Origin of the sequence: Microvirga sp. 2TAF3 (assembly GCF_052114965.1) — a bacterium.
Classification (GTDB): domain Bacteria; phylum Pseudomonadota; class Alphaproteobacteria; order Rhizobiales; family Beijerinckiaceae; genus Microvirga.
In genome coordinates this window covers 1-407 of the sequence record NZ_JBFRFT010000072.1, presented here as the reverse complement: position 1 = coordinate 407, position 407 = coordinate 1, and the positions used below count along the sequence as shown (strand labels likewise).

Annotated in this window: 1 protein-coding gene; it reads right to left on the bottom strand. The window is 64.6% G+C overall.

What is annotated here, in order from left to right; translation table 11 throughout:
* Positions 1-407: single-stranded DNA-binding protein (gene ssb / locus AB4Y97_RS21060; RefSeq protein WP_442000985.1), on the bottom strand; the 407-nt coding region annotated here is incomplete at both ends.

Here is a 407-nt window from a genome sequence, read left to right as displayed (position 1 = left end):
CCGCGGCTGATCTGGCCGCCCTCCTCGTCGCCATACTCCGACGCCCCGCCGGAGCCGCGGCTGTCGAGAATGGTCAATTCACCGCGGAAGCGCTGCAGCACCACCTCGGTCGAGTACTTCTCGACGCCGGACTGGTCCTGCCATTTGCGCGTCTGCAGCTGGCCCTCGACATACACCTTCGAGCCCTTCTTGAGATATTGCTCGGCGACGCGGGCCAGGTTCTCGTTGAAGATCACCACCGAGTGCCACTCGGTCTTCTCCTTGCGCTCGCCCGAGGCCTTGTCCTTCCAGGTCTCCGAGGTCGCAAGGCGCAGGTTCACCACCGGTTCGCCATTGTTGAGACGCCGCACCTCCGGGTCGCGGCCCAGATTGCCCACCAGGATCACTTTGTTCACGCTGCCCGCCAT